The sequence below is a fragment of the Alteromonas sp. NFXS44 genome (genome assembly GCF_040148705.1).
In the GTDB taxonomy this organism is placed as follows: Bacteria; Pseudomonadota; Gammaproteobacteria; order Enterobacterales; family Alteromonadaceae; genus Alteromonas.
Genome location: NZ_JAGDEA010000002.1, coordinates 262,228 through 284,020, shown reverse-complemented (window position 1 = coordinate 284,020; position 21,793 = coordinate 262,228). Strand labels below are relative to the sequence as shown.

Annotated in this window: 22 protein-coding genes and 1 riboswitch; of the genes, 15 read left to right on the top strand and 7 right to left on the bottom strand. The window is 50.8% G+C overall.

Going from position 1 to position 21,793, the window contains the following annotated elements; genetic code table 11:
- Positions 1-8 precede the first annotated feature (8 nt).
- The 10 genes from cobT (at position 9) to J3369_RS04380 (ending at position 10,267) form a co-directional block, all read left to right on the top strand.
- Complete coding sequence (gene cobT / locus J3369_RS04425; RefSeq protein WP_349584255.1) at positions 9-1,082, top strand: nicotinate-nucleotide--dimethylbenzimidazole phosphoribosyltransferase; 1,074 nt, start codon at positions 9-11, stop codon at positions 1,080-1,082.
- The gene (locus J3369_RS04420) at positions 1,083-1,880 is read left to right on the top strand and encodes an adenosylcobinamide-GDP ribazoletransferase (RefSeq protein ID WP_349584252.1); all 798 of its coding nucleotides are present in this window, start codon (positions 1,083-1,085) and stop codon (positions 1,878-1,880) included.
- Positions 1,877-2,410: a bifunctional adenosylcobinamide kinase/adenosylcobinamide-phosphate guanylyltransferase gene (gene cobU, locus J3369_RS04415; RefSeq protein ID WP_349584249.1), complete on the top strand. Its 534-nt coding sequence runs from the start codon at positions 1,877-1,879 to the stop codon at positions 2,408-2,410. The genes J3369_RS04420 and cobU overlap by 4 nt, the downstream gene beginning before the upstream one ends.
- Positions 2,407-3,033: an alpha-ribazole phosphatase family protein gene (cobC, locus tag J3369_RS04410; RefSeq protein ID WP_349584247.1), complete on the top strand. Its 627-nt coding sequence runs from the start codon at positions 2,407-2,409 to the stop codon at positions 3,031-3,033. Before cobU ends, cobC begins: the two co-directional genes overlap by 4 nt.
- Entirely contained in the window at positions 3,034-4,515 is a 1,482-nt protein-coding gene (locus tag J3369_RS04405; RefSeq protein WP_349584244.1) for a cobyric acid synthase, read from the top strand. It begins immediately after the preceding gene.
- 89 nt (positions 4,516-4,604) lie between these two features.
- A complete protein-coding gene (cobO, locus tag J3369_RS04400; protein WP_349584241.1) occupies positions 4,605-5,198 on the top strand; it encodes a cob(I)yrinic acid a,c-diamide adenosyltransferase in 594 nt (197 codons plus the stop codon).
- Entirely contained in the window at positions 5,198-6,055 is an 858-nt protein-coding gene (locus J3369_RS04395; protein WP_349584238.1) for a cobalamin-binding protein, read from the top strand. Before cobO ends, J3369_RS04395 begins: the two co-directional genes overlap by 1 nt.
- On the top strand, positions 6,048-7,010 hold the full coding sequence (locus tag J3369_RS04390) for a cobalamin biosynthesis protein CobD/CbiB (RefSeq protein WP_349584235.1): 963 nt from the start codon (positions 6,048-6,050) through the stop codon (positions 7,008-7,010). The genes J3369_RS04395 and J3369_RS04390 overlap by 8 nt, the downstream gene beginning before the upstream one ends.
- The gene (gene cobD, locus J3369_RS04385) at positions 7,007-8,056 is read left to right on the top strand and encodes a threonine-phosphate decarboxylase CobD (RefSeq protein ID WP_349584232.1); all 1,050 of its coding nucleotides are present in this window, start codon (positions 7,007-7,009) and stop codon (positions 8,054-8,056) included. The genes J3369_RS04390 and cobD overlap by 4 nt, the downstream gene beginning before the upstream one ends.
- Positions 8,057-8,109: 53 nt before the next feature.
- A riboswitch (cobalamin riboswitch) is annotated at positions 8,110-8,263 on the top strand.
- A 165-nt stretch (positions 8,264-8,428) separates the two neighbouring features.
- On the top strand, positions 8,429-10,267 hold the full coding sequence (locus J3369_RS04380; protein ID WP_349584230.1) for a TonB-dependent receptor plug domain-containing protein: 1,839 nt from the start codon (positions 8,429-8,431) through the stop codon (positions 10,265-10,267).
- Between the two features lie 49 nt (positions 10,268-10,316).
- On the opposite strand, the gene J3369_RS04375 is transcribed toward J3369_RS04380, so the two are convergent.
- Complete coding sequence (locus J3369_RS04375) at positions 10,317-12,314, bottom strand: cache domain-containing protein (RefSeq protein ID WP_349584227.1); 1,998 nt, start codon at positions 12,312-12,314, stop codon at positions 10,317-10,319.
- Between the two features lie 270 nt (positions 12,315-12,584).
- On the opposite strand from J3369_RS04375, the gene J3369_RS04370 reads away from it, so the two are divergent.
- Positions 12,585-14,273 carry a DUF8614 domain-containing protein gene (locus J3369_RS04370; RefSeq protein WP_349584567.1) on the top strand — a complete coding sequence of 563 codons (1,689 nt, stop codon included), beginning with the start codon at positions 12,585-12,587 and terminating at the stop codon, positions 14,271-14,273.
- 67 nt (positions 14,274-14,340) lie between these two features.
- On the opposite strand, the gene J3369_RS04365 is transcribed toward J3369_RS04370, so the two are convergent.
- Genes J3369_RS04365 through folB form a run of 4 tightly spaced genes read right to left on the bottom strand, consistent with a single transcriptional unit; the run spans position 14,341 to position 16,393 of the window.
- Entirely contained in the window at positions 14,341-14,712 is a 372-nt protein-coding gene (locus J3369_RS04365) for a histidine triad nucleotide-binding protein (RefSeq protein ID WP_349584224.1), read from the bottom strand.
- Between the two features lie 18 nt (positions 14,713-14,730).
- Complete coding sequence (locus J3369_RS04360; protein ID WP_349584222.1) at positions 14,731-15,531, bottom strand: undecaprenyl-diphosphate phosphatase; 801 nt, start codon at positions 15,529-15,531, stop codon at positions 14,731-14,733.
- A gap of 2 nt (positions 15,532-15,533) precedes the next feature.
- Positions 15,534-16,028 carry a 2-amino-4-hydroxy-6-hydroxymethyldihydropteridine diphosphokinase gene (gene folK / locus J3369_RS04355; protein WP_349584218.1) on the bottom strand — a complete coding sequence of 165 codons (495 nt, stop codon included), beginning with the start codon at positions 16,026-16,028 and terminating at the stop codon, positions 15,534-15,536.
- Positions 16,028-16,393, bottom strand: a complete 366-nt coding sequence (gene folB / locus J3369_RS04350; RefSeq protein ID WP_349584215.1) for a dihydroneopterin aldolase — start codon at positions 16,391-16,393, stop codon at positions 16,028-16,030. Before folB ends, folK begins: the two co-directional genes overlap by 1 nt.
- 144 nt (positions 16,394-16,537) lie before the next feature.
- Here folB and plsY point away from each other — a divergent pair, with 144 nt between their 5' ends.
- Both plsY and J3369_RS04340 read left to right on the top strand, forming a co-directional pair.
- A complete protein-coding gene (gene plsY / locus J3369_RS04345) occupies positions 16,538-17,137 on the top strand; it encodes a glycerol-3-phosphate 1-O-acyltransferase PlsY (RefSeq protein ID WP_119500103.1) in 600 nt (199 codons plus the stop codon).
- 79 nt (positions 17,138-17,216) lie between these two features.
- The gene (locus J3369_RS04340) at positions 17,217-18,413 is read left to right on the top strand and encodes an MFS transporter (protein WP_349584212.1); all 1,197 of its coding nucleotides are present in this window, start codon (positions 17,217-17,219) and stop codon (positions 18,411-18,413) included.
- Here the strand turns inward: J3369_RS04340 and J3369_RS04335 are convergent.
- Together J3369_RS04335 and tsaD are read right to left on the bottom strand one after the other, a co-directional pair.
- Positions 18,388-19,611, bottom strand: a complete 1,224-nt coding sequence (locus J3369_RS04335; protein ID WP_349584209.1) for an alkaline phosphatase family protein — start codon at positions 19,609-19,611, stop codon at positions 18,388-18,390. The genes J3369_RS04340 and J3369_RS04335 overlap by 26 nt on opposite strands.
- Before the next feature lie 82 nt (positions 19,612-19,693).
- The gene (tsaD, locus tag J3369_RS04330; RefSeq protein WP_303573749.1) at positions 19,694-20,707 is read right to left on the bottom strand and encodes a tRNA (adenosine(37)-N6)-threonylcarbamoyltransferase complex transferase subunit TsaD; all 1,014 of its coding nucleotides are present in this window, start codon (positions 20,705-20,707) and stop codon (positions 19,694-19,696) included.
- A gap of 252 nt (positions 20,708-20,959) precedes the next feature.
- On the opposite strand from tsaD, the gene rpsU reads away from it, so the two are divergent.
- Positions 20,960-21,175: a 30S ribosomal protein S21 gene (rpsU, locus tag J3369_RS04325; protein ID WP_012517258.1), complete on the top strand. Its 216-nt coding sequence runs from the start codon at positions 20,960-20,962 to the stop codon at positions 21,173-21,175.
- 124 nt (positions 21,176-21,299) lie between these two features.
- Positions 21,300-21,746: a GatB/YqeY domain-containing protein gene (locus J3369_RS04320; RefSeq protein ID WP_119500099.1), complete on the top strand. Its 447-nt coding sequence runs from the start codon at positions 21,300-21,302 to the stop codon at positions 21,744-21,746.
- Positions 21,747-21,793 lie beyond the last annotated feature (47 nt).

Here is a 21,793-nt window from a genome sequence, read left to right as displayed (position 1 = left end):
CATAATTTATGTCGATATTTGAAAGTACATTCTGGTCAGTCCCGCCATTAAACCGCGAACCGGAACCGCTGATCCGCGGGCATATAGATGGCAAAACCAAGCCGCCGGGAGCACTGGGCCAACTGGAGTCACTGGCGTTGCAACTGGCGCTGATGCAATGGCAGGGAACGATTCAACCCGTCTACATTACTCAACCGGCCATGCTGGTGTTCGCTGCCGACCACGGTATTGCTGCCCATAATATCAGTATTGCCCCGCAGACTGTGACTCAGCAGATGGTGCTGAATTTCCTCAATGGCGGCGCAGCCATCAATGCCTTTTGTGCCACTAACGGGCTGGCTCTGAAAGTCATAGATTGCGGGATGATAAAAGCACTCCCGGTATCCCATGAAGATTACATTGTTAAACGGGTTGCTTCCGGCAGTCATGACATCTCACGTCAACCGGCCATGTCTGACATGGAGGCCGAACTGGCCATCCTGCATGGTGCTGACGTGGCTAAATGCATTACCGGTAAAGGCTGCAATGTGGTGGGCTTTGGCGAAATGGGCATTGGCAACACCAGTGTGGCAGCCGCTCTGATCAGCGCGCTCACCGGCGAACCGGTTAGAAATCTGACCGGCAAAGGCACCGGCATTAACGACTCTCAGTTAACGGTGAAACAAAACTTACTGGAACAGGCAATGACCAGAACTGAAACTGCCTGCGGGAATCTACCCGTCAGTCCTGAACAGGCGCTGGTTCACACCGGCGGCTTTGAAATCGGGCAGATAGCAGGCGCAATGCTGGCAACCGCACAGGCGGGCAAGCTCATTCTGGTCGACGGATTTATTGTCTCTGCTGCGGCGCTGCTGGCGACAAAAATTGCCCCCGAAGTGCGGGATTATATGGTGTTTTGTCACTGCTCAGCGGAGCGGGGGCACAAGTTTGTGCTGGAGCAACTGAATGCCACGCCCTTGCTGGATTTAGGCCTGAGGCTGGGCGAAGGCACCGGCGCGGCGTTGTCCTTACCACTGTTAAAAGCTGCTGCGTCCTTCTATAACGACATGGCCTCTTTTGAAAGTGCGAAAGTGGTGCTGTAAATGAGTCATCGTATTTCCGGGTTTAACCGGCATACTGCCAGCTTTCTGCTGGCGTTAAGTTTTTTCACCCGTATCCCTGTGGGCAAATATGTAGCCTACAGCGACGAAGCCATGCACGATGCCGGTAAATACTTTGCGCTTACCGGCTGGCTTGTCGCCCTTATTCTCTATGCTTTTTACAGTGTGCTGTCGTTAGTCTTTGCCCCTGAAATCAGTGTTTTTCTGATGATTGCACTTAGCCTTATGATCACCGGTGCCTTTCATGAAGACGGTCTTGCCGATACGGCCGATGCCTTCGGCGGCGGCCGGGACAGAGCACACAAACTGACAATTATGAAAGACAGCCTGCTGGGTACCTACGGTGTTTGCGCACTCACCGGCGCACTGGTGGGTAAATGGTTACTGCTGTCGGTACTGGCTGCACAGGATGCGCTGCTCCCGGCACTACTGACCGCCTGTCCGCTTTCCCGCGCATTCGCGCTAAGCCACGTGCAGCATCTTCCCTATGCCACCGGCGATCTCAGCAGTAAAGCCAGTAAGAGCATGCCGTTTGCAGTGCCTTACGATACAGCTTCAATGGCATTTCTGTTTATTACCGGCGGTCTGATGTTGCTGTTTATTCCGTTAGCACACAGTCTGCTATTGATTGCGGCCTGCCTGCTGATGCGCAGTGTGCTGAAAAATCGTATGCAAAAACACATTCAGGGGTTTACCGGTGATACCCTCGGCGCAGCGCAACAATGCCAGGAGTTGCTGATTTATCTGTTCTTCGCAGCCGTAGCCGGAGGTACCCTGTGATCCATTTTATTACCGGCGGCGCCCGTTCAGGCAAATCCCGCTACGCACAGACTCTTACAGAACAAGCCGCTGCACAGAGTGTGCAACAAGTTCACTACATCGCCACAGCGACGCCCCTTGATGAAGAAATGCAGTTACGTATTGCGCGCCACCGCCAGGACCGTCCGTCACACTGGCAAACCGTCGAAGCGCCGCTGTTGCTGGCAGAGGCGCTGGCTGCACTGCCTGCAGACGATATCGTGCTTAGCGATTGCCTGACACTGTGGCTCAATAACCAGTTGTATCATTACCCGGATCAAGATTTTACGGCACTGTTCAGCGCACTTACAGATGTACTCAGTACCCGTACCGGCCCCACCTTCGTGGTGGCGAATGAAGTGGGTCTTGGTGTCATTCCTGCCGATTCTGTCAGCCGCCGGTTTGTGGATCTCGCCGGCTGGCTGAATCAGGCGGTGGCTGCAGCGGCTGACAACGTGACCTTTGTGGCTGCCGGCCTGCCCCTGTCACTGAAAAAAGGAACCGGACAGTGACCACCACAATCGACTTACTCAGACACGGCGAAGTAGCAGGGAAACCGGCACTTTACGGCGAAACCGATGTGCCCCTCAGTGACAACGGTTTACAGCAGATGATGTCTCAAGTGCCTCAATTCAGCGGCGCAGAGCGGCTCATTTCCTCTCCTTTGCAGCGCTGCCGCAAAGGTGCTGTGGCATTAAGTGAGGCCCTGACAGTCCCGATGTCTTTGATGTCCGGCATCGCAGAATGCCGGTTTGGTGACGTGGACGGCCTGCCGTTTGATGACGCAGGAGATAAGTGGCCGGCAATGGAAGCGTTCTGGCAACAACCGGTTGCCTGTCCGCTGCCGGGAGGAGAACCCCTTGCTGAATTCCATCAGCGTGTGATGGATGCCTGGCATACCCTGCTGCATGATGTAAAAGGTCAACATTGTCTGGTTGTCACCCATGGCGGTGTGATTCGCCAGATCATCGCCCGGTTACTGAATATCGACTGGCAACAGGCCAGCGTATATCAACACCTGACGATCGGCTACGGTAGTCTGACCCGGATAACCATTGGCGGTTATGCTGATGCCCTTCCAGCCATTCAGTTTATTGGCGTACCGCCACCGGCTGTATACGGAGCAGACAGATAAATGGGATATAAAAGTCATACCACGTTAATGGTTCAGGGCACGTCTTCCGATGCCGGAAAAAGTATGCTGGTTGCCGCCCTGTGCCGGTGTCTGAAGAACAGACAATACACCGTAGCCCCTTTCAAGCCGCAAAACATGGCCTTAAACAGCGCGGTAACAGCAGAAGGTGGTGAAATTGGCCGTGCGCAGGCAGTGCAGGCACTGGCAGCGGGCATTGCACCGCACACCGATATGAATCCTATTCTGCTCAAGCCATCTTCCGACACAGGCGCACAGGTAATTGTGCATGGTAAGGCCATTGGCAACATGCAGGCTTCGCCCTATCACCAGTACAAAACCATCGCTATGGAAGCCGTCATGGCATCGCACCGCAGACTCACCGCTAGGTATGAACGGGTGATTGTTGAAGGTGCAGGCAGTCCGGCAGAGATTAACCTGCGCGACCGTGATATTGCGAATATGGGCTTTGCCGAAGCCGCCGATTGTCCGGTTATTCTGGTTGCCGATATTGACCGGGGTGGCGTGTTTGCGCAACTGGTGGGCACCCGTGCACTGTTGTCTGACAGTGAACGTGAAAGAATATGCGGTCTGGTAATCAACAAGTTTCGCGGCGATATCAGCTTGCTGGAATCCGGGCTGGAATGGCTTGAGAAAGAAACCGGCAAACCGGTTCTGGGGGTGTTGCCTTATCTGCATAATCTGCAACTGGCCGCTGAAGATGCAATTCAGGCCAGTCAGCACATAAACCCTGAACAGGCGATTCTGAAGGTGGTTGTGCCGGTTTTCGGCCGCATCAGCAACCATACAGATTTTGATATGTTACGCACCCACCCGCAAATCAATTTGCAGTTTGTGCCACAGCACAGTCCCTTACCCCCGGCTGACCTCATCATTTTACCGGGCAGCAAAAATGTTCGCGGCGATCTGGCATTGTTACACCAGTGTGGCTGGCACAATGATATTAACCGGCATCTGCGCTACGGGGGAAAAGTGCTGGGAATTTGCGGCGGCTATCAAATGCTGGGCACCGATATTCACGACCCGGACGGTATCGAAGATAAAGCCGGCAGCAGTCAGGGACTGGGATTTCTACCCGTCTCCACCCGTCTTGAAAAAGAAAAACAACTGACCCGTGACGAGGGGCATCTTTATTTACATCAGGCAAATGGCATTCCAGTCAGCGGCTACCAAATCCATGCAGGCAGAAGCACGGTTGCCCTGGGGCAGCCGCCCTTTGCCATTTTAAAAAATGGGGAACAAGATGGCTGTATAAGTAACGATAATCAGGTAGCAGGTACTTACTTACACGGCATTTTTGATTCGCCGGAAGCGTTGCAGCACATTATTGACTGGGCAGGATTAAAAACAGATTTAGCCGAGCCTTACGAGGTTCAACAGGAACGGGAAATCGCGCGGCTTGCCAGCATGTGTGAAGAATATCTGGACTGGACGAAACTTAACGCAATCCTGAATTTAACGTAATCCATGGTCAGCCGGTAACCGCGTATAGTGCGTTGCGGTCAGAACATCAGTGACAGGCACAGCCCTGAAAAAGTAAAAGGTACAAAAACATGAGTGAACGGGATAAACATAAAAAGCGCATGCAGGCGCAAAAAGAGAAAGTAGACGAGCGGATTGCACAGGCCACGGAAGAACGGGGCATATTGATTGTGATCACCGGAAACGGTAAGGGTAAGTCAACGTCGGGTTTCGGCACTGTCGCGCGGGCTGCAGGTCACGGTCTGAAAGCTGCCGTGGTACAGTTTGTCAAAGGCACCTGGCCTTGTGGTGAACGGGATTTGCTGCAACAGGTTGGTGTCCCCTTCCATGTGATGGGAACAGGCTTTACCTGGGAAACTCAGGACAAAGACACAGATATTAAAGCCGCCACCAAAGCCTGGGAGCAGGCGAAAATCTGGCTGAAAGATCCGTCCATTGATGTGGTCCTGCTGGATGAAATCACTTACATGCTGACCTACAAGTATCTTGACCTCGATGACGTTATTGAGACCCTGCAAAGCCGCCCTGTGAACCAGAGCGTGGTCGTGACCGGACGTGCCTGCCACCGCGCAGTTATCGACATCGCAGATACCGTCAGTGAAGTGCAATCCCGCAAACACGCCTTCGACGCCGGCATTAAAGCGCAAAAAGGAATCGACTGGTGATGAGATTGCGCTTTCTGCTGCCTTTTCTCTGTTTATTTCTGTCTGTCGCCGTCCGTGCTGACGATATACAGAAACAACAACTCAGGTTAATCGTGTTGGCGCCGCATCTGGTTGAGTCGATGTATGAAATCGGTGCCGGCGATCAAATCATTGCCACCACCGATCATTCTGATTATCCGCAGGCTGCAGCATCCATTCCGAGAATTGGCAATTACGCCCGCTTACAGATTGAAAAAATTCTTCAGTTACGACCGGATGTTGTGGTTGCCTGGCGAACCGGTAACCCTGCTGAGGATTTACTGCGGCTGGAGAAATACAACATTAATGTGGTGTACACCCAACCGGGCAAACTGGAAGACGTGGCAGAAGAGATCCGCTTGTTAGGTCAAATCACAGGCCGGGACTCCACCGCCAACCGCATTGCTGATGACTACCTTATGCGTCTTGAAACCTTACAAAACAGGTATAGGTCTGCCATGCCGGTGAGTGTATTTTATGAACTGTGGGCCCGGCCCCTCCGCACGGTTGCCGGCGAAGCCTGGTTGCAGCAACAAATCGCGGTATGTGGCGGAGACAATATTTTTGCCAGTATTGATGACGATTATCCTCAGGTCAGCCTCGAGCAGGTGTTGTCAGCCAGACCACAGATCATTATTCAACCTTCAACCCACGGACGGGGACAGCCGGACAAAATGGACTGGCAAAAGTGGCCCGGCATCCCCGCCGTAGAGAATGCATTTATTCTCACACCGGATGCAGACAAAGTTCACCGCATGACCACCCGCATGCTCGGGGAAGTAGAAAGTATGTGTGAAGGCATAGACAAAGCACGCCAGTTTTACGCCTCTGATGAATGAATGGGTAGTCATCCCGCTGGTGTTGTGGCTGGCCCTGCTCCTTGACAGATTACTGGGCGAACCAGCACGCTTTCACCCGCTGGTTGGCTTCGGAACCCTTGCCGGCAAGGTTGAGCATATTCTTAACCGTGCCCCGGCGTCATCATTCAGTGTCGTCACCGGTTCGCTGGCGTTAGCATTACTTACCGTGCCGGCCTTCTGCCTTGTGCTTTATTTACAATGGACGTTGAACGGCTGGCTGTACATTGCGTTCAGCGCACTCACGCTTTATTTATGCTCCGGTCTGCAGAGCTTGCGTGTTCATGCGCTACAGATTGCAGGGCCGCTGAAAAGAGACGATCTCACCACCGCCAGACACTTTACCGGTTATATGGTGTCCAGAGATACAACCAGCCTGAGCAAAGACGAGATGACCCGCGCCACCGTTGAATCCGTGCTTGAGAACGGGAATGACGCTGTTATCTCCGGATTGTTTTACTTCGCAGCCGGAGGACCTGCATTCGCCCTGCTCCACCGGCTGGTGAACACACTGGATGCCATGTGGGGCTACAAAAATACCCGGTACCTTTATTTTGGCCGGGCTGCCGCTAAAGCTGACGATCTGATGGCACTGCCCGGCGCCTGGCTAACTGCAGCAGGCTACTTGATACAAAAACATCCGGGAAAGTTGTTCACCAACCTGGCTAAGAGCCGGAAACAATCAGCAACCTATAAAAGTGCCAATGGCGGGCTGGTTATGGCTGCCGGCGCAAATACGCTGGGCGTGACCATAGGTGGCGGGACGCCGGTTTATCACGGCGTATCTGTGCCGTTACCGCTACTGGGAAGGGGCAGCAAACCAGAGCCGGAGCATATCCGGCAAAGTCTCACTCTGGTAAGTAAAGCTGCGGTGATATTCTGTGTCGTAGTATCTCTCTTTTCCGCCATATTCGCTGCCGGGGCACTTTCATTTTGACGTCATCACCTTTAACTCCATCATCTTCTCCCTCACCGCTTGAGCATGGTGGCCGCCTGCATACAATCGCACAGCAATATAACCGGCCGGTTGCAGACTGGCTGGACGTATCCACCGGCATTGCGCCGGAAAGTTATCCGCTACCGGATTTACCGTCTTCAGCCTGGCACCGTCTGCCCGAAATTACCCCTTCGTTTCTTAAGGCAGCCTCAGACTATTATGGCTGTGAAAGCCTTTTGCCGGTTGCCGGGTCACAGAGCGTTATTCAGCACTTACCTGCCATAGTCAGCCGCGCCGGGCGCAAACCATCCCGTGTATGGGTGCCGCACCCCGGTTACAAGGAACATGAAAAAGCCTGGGCAGACGCCGGCGTACCGGTTTACCGGTACCGGCATCTCCCTCATCTTACTGCACTAACAAGCGGCGATATTGTTGTAGTGATAAACCCGAACAACCCGACAGGCACCCTTGAAGAGAGGACCACACTCGCTACACTTCAGAAACAACTGCATGCGCTGAACGGCCTCCTCATCATTGACGAGGCGTTTATGGACTGCACACCGGAACATTCCATGTTGCAGTCTCTGCACGGGGAAAACTTACTGGTATTGCGCTCGGCAGGGAAGTTCTTTGGTCTTGCCGGCATCCGCGCCGGCTTTTTGTTTGCATCCCGTCAATGGCGGGAACGTTGCTCCGCGGTACTGGGCCCCTGGCAGATTAACGGGCCGGCATTGCAAGTGCTGGAGTTAGCATTTAACGATCTATCATGGCAATCAGCTCAGCGCAGTCAACTCAACGAGTCTGCATTGTGGCTGGGTAACTTACTGACAACCCACTTCGGCGTTAAATGTACGGGCACAGCGCTCTTTTGCACCATGCCACATACCCGCGCTCCGGAGCTGTTTGCAGCATTTTGTGCAGAGGGGGTTTATCCCCGTCTTACCGATGAGAAAGACGCACTGCGGTTTGGTATGGTCACTGTTTCGCAAAGAGCCCGCCTGGCACAAGTTGTCGCCAGGGTGAGCGGGATCATGGAAAGGCCGTAAATTTAGTAGCAAACCGCCTGTTCACATTGACTTTAGCTTCTCCCGTTTGTAAGGTTGCGCCCGCTGTTTCAGGTGCTTACCGGTACACACCGTTGTGTATTTGGGTAAGGTAAACGGGAAGTGTGGTTCTAATCCACCGCTGCCCCCGCAACGGTACAATGCAGTTAATGCATTCAGCCCGACACCGGCCTGTCAGACAGTTTTTTACGAATGAAGCGGAGGGCTTCATCGGATTGCATTGTTCGTGACTACCTTATGCATTTCATTCCTGCATGTAACACCATGCCGGATGTTCAGGCTAAACTGACTTTACGTTTCCGCACTCCCTTTCCCTCCTTCAATCGTTGACACCAATAAGATTGAGGAACACACATGAAAACCAGCAAACTGGCCCTGGCCGTTGCTATGAGCTGCGCTGCTACATCTGTTATGGCGGCAGACGCAGGCAGTACTGAAGACTCTATTGAACACGTTGTCGTATCAAGCCGTATTGCCACGCCATTGCGGCAACTGGCGACCTCCGTATCTGTTGTTACGCAGGAAGAAATCGAACTTCGCGGTTATGCCAACCTGGCAGAAGTGCTGCGCATTCAGCCATCCATTCATGTGACTGACAGCGGCGGTATCGGTTCGACTTCGGCACTACGGATCCGTGGTGAAGAAGGTTACCGTACGCTTATCCGTATTGATGGCGTGGACATCTCTGATCCTACCGGCACACAGGTTCAACCTCATGTTGGTCAGTTACAGAGCGCCAATGTGTCGCGGGTAGAGATCCTCCGTGGTACACAAGGCCTGTTATATGGTGCAGATGCCGGTGGTGTTATCAACATTCAGACCGGCCGTGTTGAACAGGGCACATTTGGCAGCGTGTCCGCCTCTGCCGGCGCGTATAACACCAATAACATTGCCGGTGAAGTGGGTGCCGGTACAGAACTGGTTGATGGGTATTTGTCAGTGTCTGATTACTCAACGGATGGTTTTAACGCACGTCTGGACGACACCACCCTGCAGGATGATGACGGCTATGAAAATACCACCGTGCACGCCCGCGTAAATGTCCGTCCGGTTGAAGATTTATCTCTGGGTTTTGTTGTCCGCAATAATGACGGTGAAGGTGAGTTTGACCATTGCTACAGCGGTGGTTACGTTGACGACTGTCAGAGCAATTTCAAACAGACCAACTTTCGCGTGAATGCAAACTACGAAACAGATTCAGGTAATCAGCAACTGGCGTACTCTAAAAGCCTGGTAGAGCGTGAAAACCTGACTCTCGGCGAGCAAAGCTACTTCACGAAAGGGAATATCGAGCGTGTCGAATATCTGGGTAATACACAGGTAAATGCTCAGAACAACGTAGTTTACGGTATCGACTGGGAGGAAGAGAGCATTACATCTTCCGGAGAAAGCCGTACACAGACCGGTTACTACGCGGAACTACAAAGCGAATTCACTGAAAACTTATTTACCACCGCCGGCGTTCGCTACGATGATAACGAAGATTTCGGCGAACATGTCAGTTTCCGTCTCAGTTCTGCATACATCTGGGCACTGGAACAGGGTGATTTGAAATTACGTGGAGCATACGGAACAGGTTTCCGCGCGCCGAGCCTGTACGAAATCCAGTACAACCGTGATTTCGGTTATGCTCCTGCTTCAGACATCGATTTGAAAGAAGAAACCTCAGAAGGTTACGAAATCGGTCTGCAATTTACCCCGTCGGCAGGCACATCTGTTGAAGTGGTTTACTTCGATCAAAAAATCGAAGACGCCATTTCTTTTGATCTCGCCACTTACTCCGGCTATCTGCAGGAATCCGGCACGTCTTATTCTGACGGTGTCGAGCTGATTGGTCAGTGGGCGGTAACAGATGCCTGGTTACTGAAAGCTAACTATACCTATAACGATACCGAAGATGCCACCGGCGCTCAGCGCAGCCGCCGGCCCCGGCAGCTGGGTTCATTAGGGGTTATGTATCAGTACGAAGCACTGACAGCAGAAGCTAACATCCGTCTGGTCGCTGATGCTGTCGACAGTGGCGTAAAGTTGAAAGACTATGCACTGGTAGATGTGAGCGCACGGTACAGTGTTAATGAGCACCTGGACGTATTTGGTCGCGTTGAAAACGCGCTGGATGAAGATTACCAGGGCGCATCAGCATTCCGTTCACGTGGACGGGCAGCCCACGTAGGTCTGACTTACGCATTCTGATAGTTGTGCATTAATTCAGACAAAAATGGCTGCCCCGGGCAGCCATTTTTTATTGCTGTGATTTTACCGGTTGATTTGGCTCACCGATAATTGCGATAACATCATTATGATAACCGTCTGACGTTTTATATTCCCGATAGCCTTTTGATACAGCAAAAGCCAGAATATATTCCACGCCGCTAATCTCATAAATACCTGCACCTTTGTGCCCGTTACCACCTTTACTGATGATATCCGGCAATGTGATTCTGTCACCGGTTTTCCATTTTGCATTGTCAGTGGCACTGATCACGTGTCCATTCCTGTCGGTGTACAGGCCAAATATACCGTCATTTTCCCCGCCGGTAACATCTTCCAGCATTTGTTTAAACTCGGGCCCACTGTCGAAGACCAGCCCGATCCCACCATTTACCTGGCCGTCTGCGGTAATCGCAGCATTATAAATGTAGGTGTGCTTACTCTCATAGTAATGACAGGGCACGAATTCTGATACACAAAATTGCTGTGAGCTTTTCAGGTTAAACACCTGTCCGGCCCCTGTATCAGCATGAACCGTGGTCCCTTCCAGCGTCTTCATTGACGGACTGGAAACCGCGACGATTTTTCCATTCCGGTCATAAATATATAAACCGGTATACACTGTGTAGAGGTCGTTAATATAGGAGAGCACATCAGCCATAGCCTGAGCATCATCAGAGGAAATCTGCCTCTTGTTGAGTACGCTTTGAAACAAACCGGTGAGTGCCCACCAACGACAGTCGTTCGCGCGTTCATAGAGATTTCTGTCCATGATATCGATCGCCAGTGCAGCCTGAAAAATCAGTCCCTCGTAATGGGTGTTCAGCGCAGTATTCATCAACTGACTTACTGAGTCGGTAAAAATTGACTGCATTTGCCGGCCAATTTGCCGGATCTCTTCCAGAATGGGAATAAACTCGTCAGCATCACTGCGGGCAGCAGCTATCCGTCCGTTAAGCACAACGAGATCCAAATCCTCAGTCACAATTTTCGCCTTGTGACGTATGTTACTCAATGCCGGTGAAAAGCCGCGCCAGCGCTGAACATCGTCACTGTTTTCTTCACTGTTGTCAGGATGTGCCGACATGCTGGCAAACGGCAGCAATACACATCCTTGCCAGCCAAGCCCCGCATAGCCCTGATAGCCACGCGTCCGGGCTACGGTGCAGTAGTACTCATGCTTACCCAGAGTAATGATCTGATTACTGCGACTGACATTCAGCACCATCCCCCGGGGCAGCACAGTTTCGTCAGCCGACACCAGTGTATTTCCCTGCTTATCGAGCAATGCCATGATCGCACCGGACCCGTCATCCAGATCGGCAAACAAACTGCGCATCTCACCTTCCAGTTTGAAACTCATGCATAAAACGCCGGTAACACGTTGGGTTTCAGGATCTTTCACAGGCGCAAGGAAAAGGGAGGACAGGGGAAAGGCTGGCCTCAGAGGAGAATAGCGACAAATTTCCAGATATTCATGTTCGCCGGTCAGTACTTCTGCAATCACCGGATCGTCGCCGGAAATATCTGCGCCTGTATCCATCTGTGCTTTTAACTGTCCGGTCTCATCAAACAACATAATGTCATCATAGACAGAATACTTGGCAGCATATTCAGTCAGGCGTTTCACAATGGCAGACGTATCCGGCCCATGATCTGTGCTGTCACTAAGGAATGCCAGTATGTCAGCATCTGTTGCCAGAAATCCAACGTCTGCAGTGCGTTCAAACAGATTTCGGACTGGTATATCAATCAGCGTTTGCGCAACAGTCTGATTTTTTACTCCGCATTGCTGCATGTTTTCAGACAGCAGATTCTCTATGAGGATTTCCTGCAGTTCGCTGAATTCGGCTTTTGTTTCAAGCATATTGCTGAGCAAACTCTGGGGTACATTCAGAGAATTGATTTTGCCGACCAGTGCCACCTTATCCCACCAACTGTTGAGACTGACCAGATTCGATTTATGACCGGATACTGTTGTAAAAATATCGAGGAACTGACTTTTATTATTTTTGAGTAGCGCTTCCACTGTGACACCTTATACTTTAGTATAGATTATTGTTTTTTATCAGCATTTTTAAATTACCCTAGCAGATATTAAAACGCCAGCTTGTATAAATTTTGTTAAATCTGGCTTTTTTTTAAACTTTTTTATGCGTCATGCCGGCGTAAGTTGTTAAAAGGACTTCCCCTTAACAGACGGATATTCAGCGCAAGTGACCGCAGCAGATGTTGAACATGCACAATGTTTTGTGTATCAATCGGTGGGACAAACTTGTTTGGAAAAATAACGATGATAATGAATACCCGTAAAGCCCGTTTGAGTATTGCCGTCGCTGCTGCCGTTTTTGCGCTCTCAGCCTGCTCAAAAGCACCGGAAACGACAACCACCCATACACCTGAAGCGCAATCTGCTTCTGAAAAGTCCGGCCAGTTGCTGGTCGACCCTGCCCGTCTATCTATTTATAAGCCTGTCGAATTAACGACTGATCTGTCACGTTTTTCTGATGATCAGAAGGCCATGCTTTCGCTGCTCATCGATGCCTCTGTCATCATGGACAGACTTTTCTGGAAGCAGGCGTTCAGTGGCGATAAAGATACGTTCCTGAAGTCTTTCAGTAACGAAGACGTTGCCCGTTTTGCAAATATTAATTATGGCCCCTGGGATCGCCTGAACGGTGACGCCGCTTTTCTTAAAAACACAGACAGCAAGCCCGCCGGCGCAGAATTCTATCCTCACGATATGACTAAAGAGGAGTTCGCGGCAGCAGACTTTGCAGATAAGGACGGCCTTTATTCGCTGGTAAAACGCAAGGACGACGGCGCCCTTTACAGCGTACCTTACTCAGACGCATACAAACCTGAGCTTACCGAAGCGGCGGCGCTGCTGAGAAAAGCCGCAAAACTGGCCGGCAATGAAGAATTTGCGAATTACCTGAATTTGCGGGCAGACGCCCTGTTAAGCAACGATTATTACGCGTCTGATATGGCCTGGATGGACATGAAAACCAATCCTGTTGAACTGGTGATTGGCCCCATTGAAACCTACGAAGATCAGCTTTTCGGTTACCGTGCCGCCTTTGAAGCTTATGTTCTGATAAAAGACCTGGCCTGGAGTGACAAACTGTCTAAATACGCGCAGTTTTTGCCGGAGTTGCAAAAAGGCTTACCGGTACCGGATGCCTACAAAGCTGAAATGCCCGGCTCCGATGCTGACCTAAACGCCTATGATGTCATCTACTACGCAGGCCACTCCAATGCGGGCAGTAAAACCATAGCGATTAATCTGCCTAATGATGAACGGGTACAGCTGGCGAAAGGAACACGTCGCTTGCAGCTTAAAAACGCCATGCGCGCCAAGTTCGACGAGATCCTCATGCCCATTGCAGATGAACTTATCAACCCTGAACAGCGCAATCACATCACCTTCGACGCGTTTTTTGCCAATACCATGTTTCATGAAGTTGCTCATGGTCTGGGTATCAAAAACACGCTGGACGGCAGCAGCACCGTACGTGCCGCACTGAAAGAACATGCATCAGCCCTTGAAGAAGGGAAAGCTGACATTCTCGGTTTATACATGGTGCAGAGCCTGCTGGAAAAAGGCGAGATCACTGAAGGTGTACTTGAAGACTACTACGTAACTTTCCTTGCAGGGATTTTCCGCTCCGTGCGCTTCGGTGCCAGCTCGGCCCACGGCAAAGCCAATATGATCCGGTTTAACTTCTTTGCTCAACAAGGTGCGTTTACCAAAGATGAAGACGGCTACTACAGTGTAAACATGGAAAAAATGGGCAGCGCGGTAGAAGCACTAAGCCGGTTAATATTAACTTATCAGGGTGACGGCGATTACGACGGTGTCGCAAAACTGGTGGACGAAATGGGGGTCATAAAACCTGAATTAGCGTCTGACCTGGCGAAGCTCGAAGCCGCTAATATTCCTGTCGATATTACCTTTAAACAAGGTAAAGACGTTCTGGGATTGTAGAAATTAAAAAGCCCTGCACGTTATTGCAGGGCCTGGCGGGAGGTCACGATTCTCTGTGACTTCCTGCCTATTCCAGCGCAGTTTTCAGCTTCTCAGTGTACGGAGGCCAGCCCAGCGGCTTGCCGGCGATTACGTGCAGATGAATGTGATAGACCGTCTGACCACCGAACTCATTGCAGTTCATTACCGTACGATAGCCCTGCTCTGCGAAGCCCTGTTCTGCGGCTACTTTCGCAGCCACATAACTTAAGTGCCCGACCACGGCACGGTCCTCTTCTGTAATGTCGTTAATGGTTGCGATGGGCTTTTTCGGGATTACCAGAAAGTGCACCGGCGCCTGCGGATTAATGTCTTTGAATGCCAGCGCCAGATCATCTTCATAAATGATATCAGCGGGAATTTCTTTGTTGATGATTTTCGTAAAAATAGTCTCTGACATTCTAATTCTCCATGCAGGTTAAGCGAACACGAACCAAAGCAACACCGCGCCTAAAATCATGCGGTAGATCACAAACGGCAGCATGCCGATGCGGGAAATCCAGCTCAGGAACAGGAAAATACATAAATAGGCACTGATGAACGAGAATGCCGCACCGTACAGCAACGCACTCCAGTCTACTGCTGTCGTCGCCTGAACTAAATCAAAGGTTTTTAACGTACCGGCTCCCAGAATGACCGGAATAGACAGTAAAAAAGAAAACCGCGCACAACTCTCGCGGTCCAGACCTAACATCAATCCGGCCGTCATCGTAATGCCAGAGCGTGATGTGCCCGGAATCAGGGCCATCACCTGAGCGATACCAATGATGATCGCCTGTTTCATGGTGATGTTTTCCAGAGACTGCGTGTGTGTCGCTTTCACGTCAGCATACCACAGTAAGAGTCCGAAAATAATGGTTGTGGCCGCTATCACCAGCGCAGTTCTGGCATTCATTTCAATCCATTCATCCAGTGCCAGGCCCACAAGCACAGCAGGAATCGTTGCCAGAATGACATACCAGGCAAGCTTGCTGTCAGTATTCTGATTCTTTGTGAATCCTCTGGTCAGCCAGGCCACTGTCATTTGCGCAATTTCCTGACGGAAATACAGCATAACAGCCAGCAAACTGCCTACGTGAACAGCCACATCAAAGGCCAGCCCCTGACTATCCCAGCCAAGCAGTTCCGCCGGCAACAACAAATGTCCCGAACTGCTGATTGGCAAAAACTCAGTTATTCCCTGGATCAGGGCAAGAATAATAATTTCAAAAAGCGTCATCCCTAAGAATCACTCCATGTAAAATCGATTGGCCATAGCCGTTGGGAAGTTTGATCGTATTCCTGCCACAACTGCCGGTAGGTTTTTCCTGTTACGGGGTGCACGTGGTCAGGCAACAGTTCTGCAAGGGGTTGCAGTACAAATGCATTGTGCAAAATTTCTGCTCTCGGCAACGCAACAGGGTGCGTTGTCACTACGTTGTCGTAGGTTAATAGATCTAAATCCAGAGTGCGAGCACAATACTTTTTTTCACTGTGAGTCCGGCCATTTTCACGCTCAATCGCTTTAAGCGTGGCATTCACATCACCGGCACTTAAAGTCGTTTCAGCACTGATCACACAGTTATAAAACGGTGAGCCATCAAAGCCAACCGCTTCACTTTCAAACATTCTTGAACACGTTACCGCAGAAAAGTGACGTTTTAAATAAACGTACCCTTGTCTGGCGTACCAGGTACGCTGAACGTTAGTGCCCAGACTGATGGTAATAAGGTGCATCAGTCACCACGACTCTGTTCAAAGACAACTGTCACTGTATTTACATCCGGCAGAATATCCGGCTTGGTGATCGCCAGCTTAATGTGCGCGACAGGAAAATCCTTAAAGACAGCGTTCATCACGTGGCCGCCCAGGGCTTCAAGCAACTCAAAGGTCTGATCGGCGGCGGCATCCTGAATAGCTTTTGCCAGCAATGCATAATCAATGGTGTCTTTTACATCATCGCTTTGCATTGCCGCAGAAAGGTCGGCCTGTACGGTCACGTCAAACAATAGTGTGGTTTTGCGGGTCCGCTCCCAGTCATACACCCCGATCAGGGTATCAACTTTCAGACCGGACAGAATAATGTGTTGCGTTTGTGGCATAGGTTACAGCGCCTGCGGCTCGCCTTACAGTGGTGGCCGCCACTTTACCACAACTGCCACTGTGGTCACTAAACCTTGCTGGTATTTTACCTGCGATTCCTGTTAGTCTGCGTGCATGTAACGTATTGATAGTGTCTGCAAGAAATGATCGCCCTGGTAATTCTTATGGTCTGTATCGCTTACCTGATGGGTTCGCTTTCCAGCGCCGTTGTGGTTTGCCGGTTATACCAGCTTCCTGATCCCCGCGCCGCCGGTTCAAATAACCCCGGGGCCACCAATGTATTCAGACTCGGCGGCCGTGTTCCGGCAGCCCTGGTATTGTTCATGGACGTGTTTAAAGGCACGGTGCCGGTATATTGCAGCTACTGGATGGGCATTGAACCTGTTGCTCTGGGTTTTATTGGCGTTGCGGCCTGTCTGGGACACATTTTTCCGCTGTACTTCGGCTTCAAAGGTGGCAAAGCCGTGGCTACCGCTTTTGGTGTTCTGTTACCACTGGGCCCGGAATTGGCAGGCTTGCTGATCCTGACCTGGCTGCTGGTCATGTTTGTCTGGGGCTATGCCTCTCTGGCAGCCATTATTGCGGTAAGTCTGGCGCCGTTATTTACCTGGTTTATCAAACCTATGTACACCGTTCCGGTGATCATGTTGTCGGTGCTCATTATCTTTCGGCACAAAGACAATATTCAACGCCTGCTCAAAGGTGAAGAAAGTAAAGTGTGGGATAAAGTACGTTTAAAATAAAACCGCACACTGCCAGAATAACGGATGTGACCGGTTTACCGGCAAACTCTTCATTTCTTTCTGTAATCTGAGAAACATCATGCATTTTCAGGCGCAAACCCGCTTGCAGTTCATCATTTTCATGCTGGTCTGTACCGCGTTTACCAACATATATATTACTCAACCGGTACTTCCTGTACTCCGTCAGGACTTTAATACTGACCTGGTCATGGTGTCTTTCACGGTATCGGCAGTGGTGTTGGGCATAGCGCTGGCAAACCTGCCTTTCGGATTAATATCAGATAAATTTCCGGTTCGCCCCGTCATCGCAACAGGCGGAACCGCCATTGTTCTGTGCGGACTGATTTGTGCGGCCACAGTCAACCTGAATGTACTGATTGCCGCAAGATTCGTACAGGGTATCTTCGTTCCGTCACTGACAACCTGTATCGTTGCCTGGCTTTCCCGCTCACTGCCCCCTGAAAAATTGAATGTTGTGATGGGTGCTTATGTGTCAGCCACCGTTGCCGGCGGTCTAGGCGGGCGGTTACTGGGTGGCTGGGCGTTTTCTCCGGAGCACTGGCGTTATGCATTTGTTGCAACCAGTCTGTTCACGCTCATTGCCTTTTCGCTGGCTCTGTACGGTCTTCCACGTGATAAGCGCGAAAAGTCTGACCCGAAAGCGCCTGCAGTCCGTTACATTCAACTTGTCAGGCAGTGGCCGCTTTTACGACTGTACCTGTGTGCACTGAGCGGATTCGGCATTTTCTCGTCAGTATTTAATTTTCTGCCTTTTCACCTTACTCAAGCCCCATTTGCATTCACCACTGAGGACACCACCCTGCTTTACCTGGTGTATCTTACCGGCGTGATGATTGGTCCGTTAACAGGCAAGCTCAGTAACCGCATTGGCAGCGGCAACACCTTACTGACAGGTGCTGCTGTACTGTGTGTTTCCCTGTTGATGTTGTTGCTTCCCTCGGTGCTGGCTGTCACTGCCGGGCTGATTTTACTGTGCGCAGGTTTTTTCACCATTCATGCCGCTGCTGTAGGTGCACTGAACAGTAAACTTACCGGCGGACAAGGCCGTGCTAATGCTCTGTACACGCTGTTTTACTATGTGGGTGGCTGGGCCGGTATTACCCTATCCAGCCTTTTATACAAGCATTTCGGATGGAATACGCTGGTAGGAGTACTGCTGCTTCTTCTGATCATTCCGGTAACCGCAGGGTGCTTTGAGCGACGCTTCAGCCCCCGCGGTGCGGGTCAGATTATTGCTCAGCCAGACCAAGATTAAAGGTGTCGCTGCCACTGTCTGTTTCAGGCACATATTGCAGCTTCATCAGCTTCGCCAGACCGGGATAAATTTCCAGGTTTTTCATCGGCGGTATGGTCGCCCCCTGCCTGAAATCAGGGCCTGCAGCAATAAAGGTGGCAGCCATGTCTTCCAGTGTTGCATCAAAACCGTGAGCACCTTTACCGTCGTGGGTGCTGTCACTGACAAAGTAACCCGGGGGCCGGATTTCCAGCATGATGTCGCCGGTACGCGGATCCCGTTCCATATGAACGCTGGCTCTGCGTGAATCGGACATCACCGAATAACGCCCTTTAGCAGCATCTTCTAAAGACGCCTTCAGCGCACTGATTTCCTGCTCCGTTGTGCCTTTTTCACCATAGATAAGTACCTGTGAACCGCGGGTCTCAACAGCAAACTTGTCGCTGATCCCAAGCTCAGCCTCTACCACCTTGCTTTCCTGGCGGATAGCCGTCATACCGTGATCAGACACCAACACCAGGTTAACCGGGATATCCAGCTGTTTGATTCTGCCATAAAGCTGGCCAATCAGACCGTCTATGAGCTGAACAGCGTCATAGGTTTCTTTAGCATCCGGCCCGAAATCGTGCCCCTGCGTATCCACCAGTGAAAAGTAGCCCGCAATGAAGTGCGGCCGCGATATTTCGGGTAATGACAACCATTCGGTTATCTGATCAATTCTTCCCTGATAATCCGCATATTTAGAGTAGTGATAGTGATAAGACGGCAGATTGCCGTTAATTCTGGCATCAGATTCCGGCCAGAAATACGTAGCCGCCTTCAAACCGTTAAATTCCACCAGATTCCAGAAAGGCATACCAGACAACCAGGTCGAATCGCCGTGCCCATTTCCCATGGAATATCGGGCATAACTGTCTTTTACAGGGCGGGATTTGTCGTAAAAAGCGTTATTTACGATACCGTGGTGAACGGGTAATAAACCGGTGATTATAGAAATATGATTGGGAAATGTGCTGGACGGGTACACCGGAATCATCTTCTCAGCCCGCACCCCGTCTTTCGCAATTTGTGCAATATTGGCCGCGTTGTGTTTTTCCACATAATCGTGGCGAAAACCATCTATGGATATCATCACCACATAAGGCGTGTCATCCTTCGCCTGGACGCCGGTTGTCAGTACAGTCAGCAAAAGTGTTGCCCACAGTCCTTTTCGTTTCATTGTTTTTTCCGTCTTTTAATACTTGGCACAGTATAAAAGTGGACTATGACAACAACAACTCACTGACCGCAAAGTTCGCGACTTACACCGCGGGCAAAGAATCCAGTGGCCAGCGGGGTTTGGCGGCGGCGGATAAATCACAGAATTGTCCGGCCTTTAAGCGCTGCATGCCGGCATAGGCAATCATGGCGCCGTTATCGGTGCAAAAAGCGAGACCCGGATAGAACACCTCGCCACGGAGTTCTTTCATCAGCGATTCCATGGACTCACGCAAATACGTATTGGCACTGACACCGCCGGCAATGACCAGCCGCTTCAGGCCGGTTTGTTTAAGCGCACGCTTGCACTTAATGATAAGGGTATCAACAACAGCTTCCTGAAAGGCGAATGCAATATTCGCTTTGGTTTGTTCGGAGCCGTCGGCATCGCGGATGGTGTTAGCGGCAAAGGTTTTTAATCCGCTGAAGCTGAAATCCAGCCCGGGGCGATCAGTCATCGGACGGGGAAATTTATAATGTCCACCCTCACCTTTTTCTGCCAGCTTTGCCAGCAGCGGACCGCCAGGGTAATCCAGACCCAGTAACTTGGCGGTTTTATCAAAGGCTTCACCTGCAGCATCGTCAATGGACTCACCCAGCACTTCATACTGACCAATTCCCTGCACATTCACCAGCATCGAGTGACCACCGGATACCAACAGCGCCACGAAAGGAAACGCGGGAGCATTTTCTTCCAGCATAGGAGCCAGCAAATGCCCTTCCATGTGGTGCACACCCACGGCCGGTATATTCCATGCGTAAGACAGTGCGCGACCTACGGATGAGCCTACTAATAATGCACCAACAAGGCCCGGTCCCTGAGTAAACGCGATGCCGTCCAGGTCTTCACCTTCAGTAGCCGCGTCTTTCAATGCTTTGCGGATCAGTGGTATGATCTTACGCACATGATCGCGGGATGCCAGTTCGGGAACCACACCACCATAGTCGGCGTGCAGTTTAACCTGACTGTATAATTCGTGGGACAACAATCCTTTTTCGTCATCGTAAACCGCGATGCCCGTTTCGTCGCAGGATGTTTCGATACCCAGAATACGCATTGATAAACCTCTTTATGGTGGTGCAGGGCGGGCAAGTTTACCGTTATTCGTTCACCCTGAAAATGGTAAATGCGAGGATCGCGAATCAGATTCAGCTAAAAATCTGCGATCGCTGGTTAATTTATTAACACTACCGGCTTTACTTTCCCTTCAGAAAAGAATAGAATTTCGCACCATTTTTAACCCGGGTGTCGATTTATCGCACACTTTCACGCCCGGCTACAGTCTTGAAAATTTTGAGGTGAGAATTTAATGCCTATCGTTAAAGTTAGAGAAAACGAGCCGTTTGATGTCGCTCTTCGTCGTTTTAAACGCTCTTGTGAAAAAGCAGGTGTTTTGTCAGAAGTTCGTCGTCGTGAGTTCTTCGAAAAGCCTACTTGGGAACGTAAGCGTAAAAAAGCGGCTGCTAAAAAGCGTCATCTGAAAAAGCTGGCTCGCGAAAACGCACGTCGCGTAAAACTCTACTAAGATAGTGTTGGCTTAACAAAGGTGCCTTAAGGCACCTTTGCTGTCTCAGGACCACTGAAAAAGTGATTCCCGTCCTGCCCGCCCTGTCCTTCTGATAAGCCCGACATCAGGAAAGAAAATTACTATGGCTTTAATTGACGATTTAAAAAACGCACAAAAAGATGCCATGCGCGCCAAAGAGAAATTGAAACTTGGCACAATTCGTATGGCACTGGCCGCCATCAAGCAAAAAGAAATTGATGAGCAAATCACTGTAGACGATACCGCCATTCTGGCTATCTTAACCAAGATGGTTAAGCAGCGTGCCGACGCGGCCGCCCAGTATGATCAGGCAAATCGTGATGATCTGGCCAGCACAGAACGTGCGGAAATCGTAATTTTAGAATCTTTCCTGCCACAACCGCTTACTGATGAAGAAGTGGCTGCTCTGATTGACGAAGCTATGGCTGCAACCGGTGCCACCGGCATGCAGGACATGGGTAAAGTCATGGGTGCATTGAAGCCAAAAGTTCAGGGCCGCACAGACATGGGCGCACTGAGTGGAAAAATCAAAGCGCGTCTGAACGCGTAAAACTCTGAGTCAGTTCGGATAGCCGTTTAAAAAGATCAGGCGCAATA

Excerpts from the sequence above, each read along its gene's own strand:
- cobT (WP_349584255.1), top strand. The coding sequence starts at position 9 with ATGTCGATATTTGAAAGTACATTCTGGTCAGTCCCGCCATTAAACCGC.
- J3369_RS04420 (WP_349584252.1), top strand. The coding sequence starts at position 1,083 with ATGAGTCATCGTATTTCCGGGTTTAACCGGCATACTGCCAGCTTTCTG.
- J3369_RS04405 (WP_349584244.1), top strand. The coding sequence starts at position 3,034 with ATGGGATATAAAAGTCATACCACGTTAATGGTTCAGGGCACGTCTTCC.
- cobO (WP_349584241.1), top strand. The coding sequence starts at position 4,605 with ATGAGTGAACGGGATAAACATAAAAAGCGCATGCAGGCGCAAAAAGAG.
- J3369_RS04395 (WP_349584238.1), top strand. The coding sequence starts at position 5,198 with ATGAGATTGCGCTTTCTGCTGCCTTTTCTCTGTTTATTTCTGTCTGTC.
- J3369_RS04390 (WP_349584235.1), top strand. The coding sequence starts at position 6,048 with ATGAATGAATGGGTAGTCATCCCGCTGGTGTTGTGGCTGGCCCTGCTC.
- J3369_RS04380 (WP_349584230.1), top strand. The coding sequence starts at position 8,429 with ATGAAAACCAGCAAACTGGCCCTGGCCGTTGCTATGAGCTGCGCTGCT.
- J3369_RS04370 (WP_349584567.1), top strand. The coding sequence starts at position 12,585 with ATGAATACCCGTAAAGCCCGTTTGAGTATTGCCGTCGCTGCTGCCGTT.
- J3369_RS04365 (WP_349584224.1), bottom strand. The coding sequence starts at position 14,712 with ATGTCAGAGACTATTTTTACGAAAATCATCAACAAAGAAATTCCCGCT.
- J3369_RS04360 (WP_349584222.1), bottom strand. The coding sequence starts at position 15,531 with ATGACGCTTTTTGAAATTATTATTCTTGCCCTGATCCAGGGAATAACT.
- folK (WP_349584218.1), bottom strand. The coding sequence starts at position 16,028 with ATGCACCTTATTACCATCAGTCTGGGCACTAACGTTCAGCGTACCTGG.
- folB (WP_349584215.1), bottom strand. The coding sequence starts at position 16,393 with ATGCCACAAACGCAACACATTATTCTGTCCGGTCTGAAAGTTGATACC.
- plsY (WP_119500103.1), top strand. The coding sequence starts at position 16,538 with ATGATCGCCCTGGTAATTCTTATGGTCTGTATCGCTTACCTGATGGGT.
- J3369_RS04340 (WP_349584212.1), top strand. The coding sequence starts at position 17,217 with ATGCATTTTCAGGCGCAAACCCGCTTGCAGTTCATCATTTTCATGCTG.
- J3369_RS04335 (WP_349584209.1), bottom strand. The coding sequence starts at position 19,611 with ATGAAACGAAAAGGACTGTGGGCAACACTTTTGCTGACTGTACTGACA.
- tsaD (WP_303573749.1), bottom strand. The coding sequence starts at position 20,707 with ATGCGTATTCTGGGTATCGAAACATCCTGCGACGAAACGGGCATCGCG.
- rpsU (WP_012517258.1), top strand. The coding sequence starts at position 20,960 with ATGCCTATCGTTAAAGTTAGAGAAAACGAGCCGTTTGATGTCGCTCTT.
- J3369_RS04320 (WP_119500099.1), top strand. The coding sequence starts at position 21,300 with ATGGCTTTAATTGACGATTTAAAAAACGCACAAAAAGATGCCATGCGC.